The sequence below is a fragment of the Dactylosporangium aurantiacum genome, from assembly GCF_000716715.1.
Classification (GTDB): Bacteria; Actinomycetota; Actinomycetes; order Mycobacteriales; family Micromonosporaceae; genus Dactylosporangium; species Dactylosporangium aurantiacum.
This window is the reverse complement of sequence record NZ_JNYJ01000001.1, coordinates 237,918-250,721: the sequence shown is the minus strand read 5'-3', so window position 1 is coordinate 250,721 and position 12,804 is coordinate 237,918. Positions and strand designations below refer to the sequence as shown.

The following is a 12,804-nucleotide window of genomic DNA, read 5'->3' as shown; positions in this document are numbered from 1 at the left end:
GACGGGTGAGCCTACGCGGTGCGGCCGCCGCCGGTGCGGAAGGCCTGCCGGTACGCCGACGGCGACGTGCGCATCGTGCCGGCGAAGTGGTGCCGGAACGTGACCGGCGTGTCGAACCCGACGGCGGCCGCGACCTGCTCGATCGGGGTGTCGGTGGACTCCAGCAGCGCCAGGCTCGCCTGGATCCGCTGCCGGATCAGCCAGCGGATCGGGCTGGTGCCGGTGGTGCGGGTGAAGTGCCGCAGGTAGGTCCGCGGCGACATGTGCGCCTGCCGGGCCAGGGTGTCGACGGTGAGCGGCTCGGCGAGGTGCGCGAGCGCCCATTCGAGGCTGCGCGCGATCCGCCCGTCGGCGCCGGGGCCGCCCGCCGTGGTGGGCATCGGCGCCTCGATGTACTGGGCCTGGCCGCCGTCGCGGTGCGGCTGCACGACGAGCCGGCGGGCGACGGCGTTGGCGATCGCGGCGCCGTGGTCGGCGCGCACGACGTGCAGGCACAGGTCGAGGCCGGCGGCGCTGCCGGCGCTGGTCCACACGTCGCCGTCGGCGAGGTAGAGCACGCCCGGGTCCACGTCCACCGCCGGGAACCGGTGCTGCAGCAGCCGCGCGTAGCGCCAGTGGGTGGTGGCGCGCCGGCCGTCGAGCAGCCCGGCGGCGGCGAGGGCGAACGCGCCGGAGCAGATGGACAGGATGCGGGCGCCGCGGGCGTGGGCGGTGCGCAGCGCGTCGAGGACCGGGGCCGGCGGGTCGCGGTGGACGTCGGCGACGCCGGGCACGATGACGGTGTCCGCGGCGGCGAACTCGGCGAGCCCGAACGGTGTGGTGAGCGTCGCGCCGCCGATCATCGGCACGGGTGCGTCGCTCGGGGCGCAGACGGCCAGCCGGTACCAGGGCCGGTCGAACTCCGGGCGGGGCAGCCCGAACACCTCGGTGACGATGCCGGTCTCGAACGCCGACATGCCGGGGTACACGAGCACCGACACGTCCAGCATGGCGGTATCTTAGCGAACGGTGGCATTCACGCCACTGTCGCGTGGCGGGCCCCGCCCAGCACGATGGGCGCATGACGAACACTGCTGCCATCGCGCACTTCACCGGACGCCTGCGGTTCGAGACCGACGTCAGCGACGTGCACGCGGCCCTGGAGGCGGGCACGCCCGGCTATGTCGTGGTCGACTCGCGCGGCGAGCAGGCCTGGTCGCAGGGGCACCTGCCGGGTGCGGTGCACCTGCCGACCGCGCGGATCGCCGCGCGCGCCGCCGAGGTCGTGCCGGCCGGCGCGCAGGTCGTGACGTACTGCTGGGGGCCGGGCTGCAACGGCGCGACCCGCGCGGCGCTGGAGTTCGCGAAGCTCGGCTACCAGGTGCAGGAGATGCTCGGCGGGTACGAGTACTGGGTCCGGGAGGGCTTCACGTTCGTGTCGCCGGCCGGGCCGCAGCGGCGCCCGGCCGACGAGCTGACCGCGCCCCGCTGGGCGGTCTCATGCGACTGTTAGCACCGTCTTGCCCACCGCCGTGCGCGACTCGATCGCGGCGTGGGCGTCGGCGGCGCGCTCGAGCGGGAACGTCTGCCCGATCAGCGGCGTGAGCCGGCCCGCGGCGGCGTCGCGCAGGGCGCGGGTCAGGTAGCCGCGGAACCGGTCCGGACGCAGCTGCACGGCCTCGATGCCGGTCGCGGTGACGCCGCGGGCCCGGGCGAGGTCGGGGTCGGCGACGGCGAACGCACCGGCCGGCATGCCGTGCGCGGAGAACCGGCCGCCGTCGACGACGAGGTCGAACGCGGCGCGGCCGTAGTCGCCGCCGGCGCCGTCGAGGACCACGTCGACCCCGCCGGTCAGGTTCCACACCGTGTCGGTCCAGTCGGCGGCGCCGTAGTCGACGACGGCGTCGGGGGCGAGCGGGCCGAGCGCGCGCAGCGCGGCGAGCTTCGCGGGGCCGCGGGCGGCGGCGACGACCGTCGCGCCGGCCGCCCTGGCCACCTGGACGAGCAGCGCGCCCATGCCGCCGGCGGCGGCGGTGACGAGCACCCGGTCGCCGGCGACGACCTTCACCACGTCCATGAGCGCCAGGGCGGTGACGCCGTCGTGCAGGAGCGCGGCCGCGGTCCGGTCCCGCACGCCGTCGGGGATGTCGACCAGGGCGTCGGCGGCGACGGCGACGCGGGTCGCGTACCCGCCGCCGTCGTGCCCGAGCCGCGCCACCACCCGCCGCCCGCCCGAACCGGAGGACACGGTCCCGGCGACGCCGACGCCCGGCCGGTACGGCAGGGTCACCGGGAAGTACGCGCCGCCGGCACCGGCGCGCACCGACGTCTCCAGCCACAGGGTGTCGGCCGCGGCGACGTCGACGACGACCTCGCCCGCGCCGGGGACGGGGTCGGGGACCTCACACAGTCGCAGGACTTCCGGGCCGCCGAAGCGGGCCACCTCGATCGCCTTCATCGTCCCAGCCTCGAACCTCAAGCGAGCTTCAGGTCAAGCGCCGGTCACCGGGCTCACACCGCTCACACGGCGGCGGTCAGCCAGTGCCGGCCCGGGTCGAGGTGGCGTTCGAAGCGCAGGCCCGCCCCGGTGAGGGCGGCGTGCAGGTCGGCGCGGCTGAGCCGGCGGGTGGCGAACCGGTGCGACCAGGTGCGCCCGTCCGGCCCGTCGAGCCGGTACGTGCACACCGCCTGCAGGACCGTGCCGTCGTGCGACAGCGGCGTGTCGGTCACCTCGATGTCGCCGATGCGCCCGGTGACGGGGCGCATGGCGGCGAAGACCCGGTCGAACCAGGCCGGCGGCAGCCACTGGACGACGACCCGGCCGTCGGCGGCGAGGTGCCGCCGGCACGCGGCGAGCAGCCGGGCCCGCAACCGGTCGTCGGGGGTGTTGACGAGGTGGCTGGCCAGCAGCACCACCGGGAACCGCCGGGCCAGGTCGAGGGTCTCGATGTCGGCCAGGACGGTGGTGGCGCCGCGCACGTGGGCGAGCATCGCCGCGGAGTTGTCCACGGCGGTGACCGGGTGGCCGAGGCCGATCAGCGGGTGGGTGAGCCGGCCGGCGCCGCAGCCGAGGTCGAGGATCGGCGCGTCCGGTGGCACCGCCGCGTGGATGAGCTCCGGCTCGCCGGTCGCCGGCAGCAGCGTGTACAGCTCCACGGGGCAGCCGTCCGCGGTGACCGCGCCCTCCCCAGCACCCCCGTCCACCGCACCACGGTCCCACAGTTCGGGTGACTTCGCGGGGTGCCCGGCGCCGGGCACGCATGGGCGCGGCGGCCGTGGGCAGGACGACCGGGTGGAACGACAGCTCACCAGCGACCTCACCTTGTGCGTCAACGGACACCCGACCGAACTGCGCGTCGACAACCGCACGACCCTGCTCGACATGCTCCGCGAGCAGCTGTCGCTGCCGGGCACGAAACGCGGCTGCGACCACGGCCAGTGCGGCGCGTGCACGGTCCTGCTCGACGGCCGGCGGGTGAACAGCTGCCTGGTCCTCGCGGTCACCTGCCGGGACGCGGCGGTCACCACGGTGGAAGGGCTCAGCAGCCGCGCCTCGGCACAGCTGGCGGCGGCGCAGGGGCCGCCGCCGCTGCACCCGGTGCAGGAGGCGTTCGTCGCGCACGACGCGCTGCAGTGCGGCTTCTGCACGCCGGGACAGGTCTGCTCGGCCGTCGGCATGCTGGAGGAGGCCGCCGCCGAGGGCGTCACCCTCGACGCGTCCGAGATCCGCGAGCGGATGTCGGGCAACCTGTGCCGCTGCGGCGCCTACGTGAACATCGTCGCGGCGATCGAGGAGGTCGCGGCGCAGCCGGTGGGGGCGCGGTGAAGCCGTTCGCGTACCGGCGCGCCGACGCGCCGGACTCGGCGGTCGCCACCGTCGGGCACGCCGGCGCGGTGTTCCTGGCCGGCGGGACGAACCTCGTGGACCTGATGAAGCTCGGCGTGACCGCCCCGGAGATGCTGGTCGACGTGACCGGGCTGCCGCTGCGGCAGATCGAGGCGCTGCCGGACGGCGGGATGCGGATCGGGGCGCTCACCACCAACAGCGACCTGGCCGCCGACCCGGTGCTGCGGACCAGGTTCCCGGCGGTGGCCCTGGCGCTGCTGTCGGGGGCGTCGGCGCAGCTGCGCAACCGGGCCACGGTCGGCGGGAACCTGCTGCAGCGCACCCGCTGCCGGTACTTCGTCGACGTCACGAAGGCGTGCAACAAGCGCCGGCTCGGCGCCGGCTGCGACGCCCGCGACGGCGAGCACCGCGACCTGGCGATCTTCGGCACCGAGACGCCGGGCGGGCCGGCGCCGTGCGTCGCGACGAACCCGTCGGACCTGGCGGTCGCGCTCGTGCTGCTGGACGCGCGGGTGGAGCTGCTGACCCCGCACGGCACGGCGGACATGAGCGTGCACGAGCTGTTCCGGCTGCCCGGCGACCGGCCCGACCGGGACACGAACCTGCCGCCGGGCGCGCTCATCACCGCGGTGGTGCTGCCGGCGGCGCCGATCGCGCGCACCTCGACGTACCGCAAGGTGCGGGACCGCTCGTCGTTCGCGTTCGCGACCGGGTCGGTCGCGGCCGCCCTCGACGTCGCCGACGGCACGGTGCGCGACGTACGGCTCGCCTACGGCGCGGTCGCGCACCGGCCGTGGCGGGCGTACGCGGCGGAGCGGGCGCTGCGCGGCGCGCCGGCGACGGTCGACAGCTTCGAACGGGCCGCGGACGAGGAGCTCGCCACGGCCAGGCCGCTGCGGGACAACGGGTACAAGGTGCCGCTGATGCGCAACCTGACGGTCGGCGTGCTGCGCGGGATGACGGAGGCGAGCTGGTGACGGGCACATACACCACGCAGGCGCCGCGGCTGGCGCAGGAGCGGCCGAGCATCGGGGCGGCCGGCCCGCGGGTCGAGGCGTGGGACAAGGTGACGGGGCGGGCGCCGTACGCGGTCGACCACCCGGTGCCGGGCGCCGCGTACGCGTGGGTGGTCCAGTCGACGGTGGCCCGCGGGATCGTCGTGGACGTCGACACGTCGCGGGCGCTCGCCGAGGACGGGGTGCTCGCGGTGCTGTGGCACGGCAACGCGCCGCACCTGGAGCCGGTCGGCGAGCCGGAGCTGCTGGTGCTGCAGTCGCCGCGGGTCTCCTACCGCGGGCAGGTCGTCGCGGTGGTCGTGGCCACGTCGCCGGAGGCGGCCCGGGCCGGGGCGGGGCTCGTGCGGGTCCGCGAGGACGGCACGATCGCCGACACGGTCCTGCGCATGGACCATCCGGCGCTGTACCAGCCGGTGCAGGTCAACGCCGGCTACCCGGCCCGCTCCGCGATCGGCGACCTCGACGCCGGCCTGGCCGCCGCGGCGGTGCGCGTCGACGCGACGTACCGCACGCCCGCGGAGCACCACTGCGCGATGGAGCCGCACGCGACGACCGCGTTCTGGGAGCGCGGCTGCCTCGTCGTCTTCGACGCGACGCAGGCCTCCACGGCGGTGCACGAGTCCCTCGCCGGGCTGTTCGAGCTGCCGCCGCAGTCGGTGCGGGTGGTCAACGAGCACGTCGGCGGCGGGTTCGGCGGCAAGGGCGGGCCGCGGGCCAACGTGGTCCTGGCGGCGATGGCGGCGCGGCTGGTCGGCCGGCCGGTGAAGCTGGCGCTGACCCGCCAGCAGCTGTTCGCGCTCGCCGGGTACCGCACGCCGACGATCCAGCGGGTCCGGCTCGGCGCCACCCCGAACGGCCGGCTGCTGGCCGTCGGGCACGACGCGGTCAGCCAGACCTCGCAGCTGACCGAGTTCGTGGAGCAGACCGCGGTGCTGACCCGGCACATGTACGCGGCACCGCACCGCCTCACGACGCACCGGGTGGTGGCGCTGGACGTGCCCACGCCGGGGTGGATGCGGGCGCCCGGGGAGTGCCCGGGCTCGTTCGCCCTGGAGTCCGCGATCGACGAGCTGGCGGTCGCCGGCAACTGGGACCCGGTGCGGCTGCGCATCGACAACGAGCCGCCGGTCCACCCGGAGGAGCAGATCCCGTTCTCCAGCCGGCACCTGGTGCAGTGCCTGGAGCTGGGCGCGCAGCGCTTCGACTGGGCGCACCGCGACCCGCGGCCCGCGGTGCGCCGGGACGGGGAGTGGCTGATCGGCACCGGCGTGGCGGCCTCGACGTACCCGGCGCTGACGTGGCCGTCGACGGCGCTGGCCCGGGCGACCGCCGACCAGCGCTTCGACGTGGAGGTCAACGCGGCCGACATCGGTACCGGCGCCCGCACGGTGCTGCGCCAGATCGCCGCCGACGCCCTGGACGTGCCGCTGCACGAGGTGGAGATCACCGTCGGTGACTCGGCGATCGGCCCGGCGCCGGTCGCCGGCGGGTCGACGGGGACCGCGTCGTGGGGCTGGGCGGTGACGAAGGCGTGCCGGATGCTGCGCGAGCAGATCGACCGGGAGCACGGCGGCCGGGTGCCGGCCGGCGGGGTCGCCGTGCGGGCCGACACGACGCTGGAGATCCGGGACCGGCCGGTGTTCGCGCGGCACGCGTACGGGGCCCAGTTCTGCCAGGTGCGGGTGTCGTCGGTGACCGGCGAGGTCCGGGTCGACCGGCTGCTGGGCGTGTTCGCCGCCGGCCGGATCGTGAACCCGACGACGGCCCGCTCGCAGCTGCTGGGCGGGATGACGATGGGGCTGTCGGGGGCACTGCTGGAGCAGTCCGTGCTCGACTCGCGCACCGGCGACTTCGTCACCGGCGACCTGGCCGCCTACCACGTGGCGGTCAACGCGGACGTGCCGCGCGTCGAGGTCGAGTGGCTCGACGAGCACGACCCGCACCTCAACCCGATGGGCGTGAAGGGCATCGGCGAGCTCGGCATCGTCGGCACGGCCGCCGCGGTCGCCAACGCCGTGTACCACGCGACCGGCATCCGGGTCCGGGACCTGCCGATCGGCCTGGAGCGGCTGATCACCCGGTACCGATCATGAACAGGTGAACTAATGCGTATTAGTCACTGACGCGAACGGATAACGAAACCTCTCCCACGGCTTGACGGACCGGCGAGACCCGGCGCACGATTCGTGCCCAGAGCTTGCTGATACGCATTAGCGCTGGATTCCAGCGCTCGCCGAGGGAGAGGTACCGGCATGGGACGTCGGGTCACGCAGCGCGACATCGCGCGGATGACCGGCGTCAGCCAGGCGACCGTCTCGCTGGTGCTCAACGACAGCGGCGCCGTGCGCATCGCCCAGGAGACCCGGCAGCGGGTGCTCGACGCGATCCGCGCCACCGGCTACGTCGCCGACGTCGTCGGCCGGCGCCTCGCCGACCGCAGCAACCGGATCCTCGGCGTGTTCACGTACGAGCCGGTGTTCCCGAGCGCGACCGCCGACTTCTACCACCCCTTCCTGGTCGGCATCGAGCAGCGGGCCGAGCAGCTCGGCTGCGACCTGCTGCTGTTCACCTCCGGCCCGCACCGCATGCGGCTCGCCGACGGCTGCATCGTGCTCGGCCGCTCGATCGGCCGCGACGAACTGGCCCGGCTGGTCGCCGAGCACCACCCCTTCGTCAGCGTCGGGCGCCGCGACGCCACCGACGTGCCCTACGTCGGCGCCGACTACGGCGCGGCGACCGCCGCACTGGTCGCGGCGGCGGTCGCGCTGGGCCACCGCCGCCTCGCGTACGTCGGCACCGGCGGCCCCGCCGAGTCGCACCTGGACCGGCTGCGCGGCTTCGCCGACGCGTGCCTGGCCGCCGGCGTGTCCGCGACCCACGAGCCGCGCCGCGACGACGCCCTCGCCGGCGTGGTCCCGCGGCTGCTCGCGGCGGGCGTCACCGCCCTGTTCCTGGAGGAGCCCGCGGACGCGGCCGACCTCGTCGCGGTCCTGCGCGGGCACGGCCGCGACGTCCCCGGCGACGTGTCCGTCGTGGTGCTCGGCGAGCCGACCAGGGCCGGCGCCACGCCCCCGCCGTTCGACGTGACCCGGTTCCGGACCCCGCGCCGCGAGATGGGCTGGCGCGCGGTCGACCACCTCACCGAGCTCGTCGGTGGCGGACCGGCACGACAGACGTTGCTCCCCTGTGAGCTCGTCCCCGGTGAAACCCTGAGAACTGCAAGCAGCAAGGAGCGCACGTGAAGGAATTGGCGGCGGACGTCCTCGTCGTGGGCGGCGGACTCGGCGGCGTGGCGGCGGCCCTCGCGGCGCTGCGGGCCGGCCGGACGGTCGTGCTCACCGAGGAGTACGACTGGCTCGGCGGCCAGCTCACCAGCCAGGCCGTGCCGCCGGACGAGCACAGCTGGGTCGAGCAGTTCGGCGTGACCGCCAGCTACCGGGCGCTGCGCGACGGCATCCGCGACTACTACCGGCGCCACTACCCGCTCACCGACGCGGCGCGGCGCTGGACGCACCTCAACCCCGGCGCCGGCGGCGTCAGCCGGCTGTGCCACGAGCCGGCCGTCGCCCGGGCCGTGCTGGAGGCGATGCTGCAGCCGTACCGTGGCGGCGGGCGCCTCACGGTGCTGCAGCCGTGGCGGGCCACCGGCGCCGACACCGACGGCGACCGGGTCACGGCCGTCACCGGGCGGCACCGCGACGGCGGCGAGCCCACGACGGTCACCGCGCGGTACGTGCTGGACGCGACCGAGACCGGCGAGCTGCTGCCGCTGACCGGCACCGAGTACGTGACGGGCTTCGAGTCGCAGGACGACACCGGCGAGCCGAGCGCGCCCGCGGTCGCGCAGCCGGGGAACATGCAGGCGGTCTCGGTGTGCTTCGCGATCGACCACGTCGACGGCGACCACACGATCGACCGGCCCGGCGCGTACGGGTTCTGGCGGGCGTACGCGCCGGCGTTCTGGGGCGGGCCGCTGCTGTCGTGGCGCTCCCCGCACCCGCGGACCCTGGAGATCTCCGAGCGCAGCTTCACCCCGAACCCCGACGACGACCCGGTCGGCGTCGTCGCCGACCAGCGGCTCAACCCGGGCGACGCGAACCTGTGGACGTTCCGGCGCATCGCGGCCCGCAAGCTGTTCACGCCCGGCGCGTACGCCAGCGACATCACCCTGGTCAACTGGCCGATGATCGACTACTTCGAGGCGCCGGTCATCGACGTGCCCGACGCCGCGGACCACCTGGCGCGGGCCCGGGAGCTGTCCCGTTCGGTGCTGTACTGGCTGCAGACGGAGGCGCCCCGCCCCGACGGCGGCACCGGCTTCCCCGGCCTGCGGCTGCGCGGCGACGTCACCGGGTCCGCCGACGGGCTCGCCCAGGCGCCGTACATCCGCGAGTCGCGGCGCATCCTCGCCGACTACACCGTCGTCGAGCAGGACCTGTCCCACGCGGTGCGCGGCGACAAGGGCAGCGTCACCTACCCCGACTCGGTCGGCGTCGGCATGTACCGCATCGACCTGCACCCGTCCACGGGCGGCGACACGTACATCGACGTGCCGTCCAGCCCGTTCCAGATCCCGCTCGGCGCGCTGCTGCCCCGCCGGGTCGAGAACCTCCTGCCGGCGGCGAAGAACCTCGGCACCACCCACATCACCAACGGCTGCTACCGGCTGCACCCCGTCGAGTGGAACATCGGCGAGGCCGCCGGCGCCCTCGCCGCGTTCTGCCTCGACGTGGGCACCACGCCCCGCGCCGTGCGGGCCGACCCCTCCCGGCTCGCCGACTTCCAGTCCCGCCTGACCTCCGACGGCGTCGAGCTCGCCTGGCCCGACGTCACCGCCTACTGACACCCCCAACCAGGAGAGCCCCCATGCGAATGAAGACAGCGTTCGCCGTCGCGACCGCGGCGCTGCTCGGCCTCACGGCCTGCGGCGCGGACGACACCCCCAAGGACACCGGCCCGGTCTCGCTGCGCATGACCATCTGGACCGCCAACGAGGCGCACCTCAAGCTGTTCAACGAGATCGCCGCCGAGTACAAGGCGGCACACCCGGACGTCACCGAGATCAAGTTCGACTCGCTGCCGTTCGACACCTACACCACGGCGCTGACCACCCAGATCGCCGGCGGCAACCAGCCCGACCTCGCGTGGATCCTGGAGAACTCCGCGCCGGACTTCGTCTCCTCCGGCGCGCTCGTCCCGCTCGACGACACGCTGAAGAAGACGCCGGGCTACCAGTTCGAGGACCTCGGCGCCAGCCCGATGAAGCTGTGGCAGAGCCAGGGCAAGCTGTACGCGTACCCGTTCTCCACCTCGCCGTTCGGCGTGTTCGTCAACAATGACCTGGTGAAGAAGGCCGGCAAGCCGACCCCGGCGGAACTCATCGCGGCCGGGAACTGGACGTGGGACACCGCGCTGCAGACCGCCGCCGCGGTCAACGCCGCCACCGGCAAGGCCGGCCTCGTGGTCCGCGACTTCGACTACAAGGCGTGGCAGAACCTGGCCAGCTTCTGGGGCGGCTGGGGCGCGCAGGCGTGGAGCGCCGACGGCAGGACCTGCGGGTTCGACAAACCCGAGATGGTCGAGGCGATGACCACCCTGCACAAGGCGATCTTCACCGACAAGGCGCTGCCCGGCCCCGGCGTCAGCGCCGACTTCTTCGCCGGCGACGCGGCCATGACCATCACCCAGATCAGCCGGGCGTCGCTGCTGAAGAACCAGTTCGGCTGGGACCTGGTGCCGCTGCCGCAGGGCAAGGTCGGCTCCTACGCGGTGTTCGGCCAGGCCGGCATCGGCGTGTTCAAGAAGGGCCGGCACGCGGCCGCGGCGCAGGACTTCCTGGCCTTCATGACCAGCCCCGCGAACTCGGCGAAGCTCGCCGCGTACTTCCCGCCGCCGCGCACCTCGCAGCAGACCGCGGAGACCCTCGCCAAGACCAACCCGCTGCTCAAGCCCGACCAGCTGCAGAAGGTCGTCGTCGACGGGATCGCCAAGGGCACGGTCGGCCCCAGCCATGCCGGGTTCGCCGAGCTGTCGCAGACCGTCCGCGCCGGCCTCGACCCGCTGTGGCAGCCGCAGGCCGACGTCAAGGCGGTGCTGTCCGGCGTGTGCGCCAAGATCGCTCCGCAACTGGCGAAGCAGTGAGGCTTCGGTCCAGGACCGCCGACCGGCTGGCGGGGTGGCTGTTCGTCGCCCCCCAGCTGGCCGGGTCGGCCGTCTTCGTCTTCGCGCCGCTGTGCCTGGTGCTCTGGTACAGCCTGCACGAGTGGAACGTCCTGGCCGGCAGCTTCGAGTTCGTCGGCGCCGGCAACTACGAGGCGCTGCTGTCCGACCCGTCGCTGCCGTCGGTGCTGCGCGCGACCGGCATCTTCTCCGTCGGCCTGGTGGTCTTCAACCTGAGCCTGGCGCTGCTGCTGGCGGTGCTGCTCAACCAGCGGCTGCGCGGCATGGCGGTGTACCGGACCCTGTTCTTCTCCCCCGTCGTGGTGTCGCTGGTCGCGTGGACGATCGTGTGGGGGTTCCTGCTGCAGTCCAACGGCGGCGTCAACGGGCTGCTGCAGGCCGTCGGCGTCGAGGGGCCGAACTGGCTGCGGACCGGCCCGACCGCGATGGTGTCGGTGGTCGCGGTGCAGGTGTTCAAGAACGTCGGGCTCAACATGGTGCTGTTCCTCGCCGCGCTGCAGGGCGTGCCCGGCGAGCTCTACGAGGCCGCGCAGCTGGACGGCGCGTCGGCGTGGACCAGGTTCCGGCGCATCACCGTACCGATGATCAGCCCCACGATCCTGCTCACGTCGATCATCACGGTGGTCGGCTCGCTGCAGGTCTTCGCGCAGATCGCGGTGCTCACCCAGGGCGGGCCCGGCACGTCCACCACCGTGCTCGTCTACTACCTCTACCAGCAGGCGTTCCAGTTCCACCACTTCGGCTACGGCTCGACCCTGGCCATCCTGCTGTTCGTCATCGTGCTCGCCCTGACGCTCGTGCAGTGGCGGCTGCGCCGGAAGTGGGTCGTCCATGAGCAGTAGGGCGAAGGTGCTCGTGTACGGGCTGCTGTCGCTGCTGTGCGTGCCGTTCGTGTTCCCGACGTGGTGGATGGTGACGTCGTCGTTCAAGCCGACGAGCGAGATCTTCGCCTACCCGCCGCGCCTGCTGCCCTCGCAGTGGCACTTCGGCGCCTACCGGGAGGTGTTCCGACTGCAGCCGTTCGCGGAGCAGTACTGGAACAGCCTGTACATCGCCGCGGTCGTCACCGTGGGCACGATGGCGGTGGCGTCCCTGGCCGGCTACGCGTTCGCCAGGATCCGCTTCCCCGGGCAGAACGCGCTGTTCGTGGTGGTGCTCACCGGCCTGCTCATCCCGAGCGAGGTGACGATCGTGCCGCTGTTCCAGCTGTTCAACCGCTTCGGCATGATCGACACGCACTGGCCGCTGATCCTGGTGCCGATCTTCGGCGCGCCCAGCGTCCTGGCCACGTTCATCATGCGGCAGTTCTTCGTGACCCTGCCGAAGGAGCTGGAGGAGGCGGCCCGCGTCGACGGGCTCGGCCGGTTCGCCACGTTCCGGCGCATCGCGCTGCCCCTGGCCCGGCCGGCGCTCGGGGCGGTCGGCATCTTCACGTTCCTCAACAGCTGGAACCTGTTCCTGGAGCCGGTGGTGTACCTGTCGAGCAAGGACAAGTTCACGCTGCCGCAGGCGCTGACCCAGTACGTCGACGCGTACGGCGGCCCCATGTGGGACGTGCAGCTGTCCGCCGCGTCGCTCACCGCACTGCCCGTGCTCGTCGTGTTCGTGATCGCCCAGCGCCAGTTCGTCGAAGGCCTCGCGCACACCGGGCTCAAAGGGTGATACACCTTCGACCGTGAGCGGACCGGAGCGCAGCGGAGGGCTGCGAACCATGGACTCAGGGCGGAGCTCAGGCCGACGCCGGAGCGCAGCGGAGGTGGCGGCGTGAGCGGACCGGAGCGC

12 protein-coding genes are annotated in these 12,804 nt (G+C 73.9%); 9 read left to right on the top strand and 3 right to left on the bottom strand.

Annotation, left to right across the window (positions count from 1 at the left end; translation table 11 throughout):
* Positions 1-11: 11 nt before the first annotated feature.
* On the bottom strand, positions 12-989 hold the full coding sequence (locus tag OP18_RS01160) for a helix-turn-helix domain-containing protein (RefSeq protein ID WP_033356729.1): 978 nt from the start codon (positions 987-989) through the stop codon (positions 12-14).
* A 71-nt stretch (positions 990-1,060) separates the two neighbouring features.
* On the opposite strand from OP18_RS01160, the gene OP18_RS01155 reads away from it, so the two are divergent.
* The gene (locus OP18_RS01155) at positions 1,061-1,492 is read left to right on the top strand and encodes a rhodanese-like domain-containing protein (RefSeq protein WP_033356728.1); all 432 of its coding nucleotides are present in this window, start codon (positions 1,061-1,063) and stop codon (positions 1,490-1,492) included.
* Here OP18_RS01155 and OP18_RS01150 read toward each other — a convergent pair.
* Together OP18_RS01150 and OP18_RS01145 are read right to left on the bottom strand one after the other, a co-directional pair.
* The gene (locus OP18_RS01150; RefSeq protein WP_033356727.1) at positions 1,478-2,437 is read right to left on the bottom strand and encodes a zinc-binding dehydrogenase; all 960 of its coding nucleotides are present in this window, start codon (positions 2,435-2,437) and stop codon (positions 1,478-1,480) included. The genes OP18_RS01155 and OP18_RS01150 overlap by 15 nt on opposite strands.
* 62 nt (positions 2,438-2,499) lie before the next feature.
* Positions 2,500-3,183, bottom strand: a complete 684-nt coding sequence (locus tag OP18_RS01145) for a class I SAM-dependent methyltransferase (protein ID WP_033356726.1) — start codon at positions 3,181-3,183, stop codon at positions 2,500-2,502.
* Between the two features lie 88 nt (positions 3,184-3,271).
* On the opposite strand from OP18_RS01145, the gene OP18_RS01140 reads away from it, so the two are divergent.
* The 8 genes from OP18_RS01140 to OP18_RS01105 all read left to right on the top strand — a co-directional run bounded on the left by OP18_RS01140 (position 3,272) and on the right by OP18_RS01105 (position 12,684).
* Entirely contained in the window at positions 3,272-3,805 is a 534-nt protein-coding gene (locus OP18_RS01140) for a (2Fe-2S)-binding protein (protein WP_033356725.1), read from the top strand.
* Positions 3,802-4,803, top strand: coding sequence for an FAD binding domain-containing protein (locus tag OP18_RS01135; protein ID WP_033356724.1), 1,002 nt, complete (start codon positions 3,802-3,804; stop codon positions 4,801-4,803). The genes OP18_RS01140 and OP18_RS01135 overlap by 4 nt, the downstream gene beginning before the upstream one ends.
* Positions 4,800-6,935, top strand: a complete 2,136-nt coding sequence (locus OP18_RS01130; RefSeq protein ID WP_245635213.1) for a xanthine dehydrogenase family protein molybdopterin-binding subunit — start codon at positions 4,800-4,802, stop codon at positions 6,933-6,935. Before OP18_RS01135 ends, OP18_RS01130 begins: the two co-directional genes overlap by 4 nt.
* Positions 6,936-7,094: 159 nt before the next feature.
* Positions 7,095-8,084, top strand: coding sequence for a LacI family DNA-binding transcriptional regulator (locus tag OP18_RS01125; protein WP_033356723.1), 990 nt, complete (start codon positions 7,095-7,097; stop codon positions 8,082-8,084).
* Positions 8,081-9,685, top strand: coding sequence for an FAD-dependent oxidoreductase (locus OP18_RS01120; RefSeq protein ID WP_211273400.1), 1,605 nt, complete (start codon positions 8,081-8,083; stop codon positions 9,683-9,685). The genes OP18_RS01125 and OP18_RS01120 overlap by 4 nt, the downstream gene beginning before the upstream one ends.
* Positions 9,686-9,708: 23 nt before the next feature.
* Entirely contained in the window at positions 9,709-10,983 is a 1,275-nt protein-coding gene (locus OP18_RS01115) for an ABC transporter substrate-binding protein (protein WP_052386045.1), read from the top strand.
* The gene (locus OP18_RS01110; RefSeq protein WP_033356720.1) at positions 10,980-11,864 is read left to right on the top strand and encodes a carbohydrate ABC transporter permease; all 885 of its coding nucleotides are present in this window, start codon (positions 10,980-10,982) and stop codon (positions 11,862-11,864) included. The genes OP18_RS01115 and OP18_RS01110 overlap by 4 nt, the downstream gene beginning before the upstream one ends.
* Positions 11,854-12,684, top strand: a complete 831-nt coding sequence (locus OP18_RS01105) for a carbohydrate ABC transporter permease (protein ID WP_033356719.1) — start codon at positions 11,854-11,856, stop codon at positions 12,682-12,684. The genes OP18_RS01110 and OP18_RS01105 overlap by 11 nt, the downstream gene beginning before the upstream one ends.
* The last annotated feature ends 120 nt before the right edge of the window (positions 12,685-12,804 follow it).

Coding starts and splice junctions, on each gene's coding strand:
- OP18_RS01160 (WP_033356729.1), bottom strand. CDS start 989: ATGCTGGACGTGTCGGTGCTCGTGTACCCCGGCATGTCGGCGTTCGAG.
- OP18_RS01155 (WP_033356728.1), top strand. CDS start 1,061: ATGACGAACACTGCTGCCATCGCGCACTTCACCGGACGCCTGCGGTTC.
- OP18_RS01150 (WP_033356727.1), bottom strand. CDS start 2,437: ATGAAGGCGATCGAGGTGGCCCGCTTCGGCGGCCCGGAAGTCCTGCGA.
- OP18_RS01125 (WP_033356723.1), top strand. CDS start 7,095: ATGGGACGTCGGGTCACGCAGCGCGACATCGCGCGGATGACCGGCGTC.
- OP18_RS01115 (WP_052386045.1), top strand. CDS start 9,709: ATGCGAATGAAGACAGCGTTCGCCGTCGCGACCGCGGCGCTGCTCGGC.
- OP18_RS01105 (WP_033356719.1), top strand. CDS start 11,854: ATGAGCAGTAGGGCGAAGGTGCTCGTGTACGGGCTGCTGTCGCTGCTG.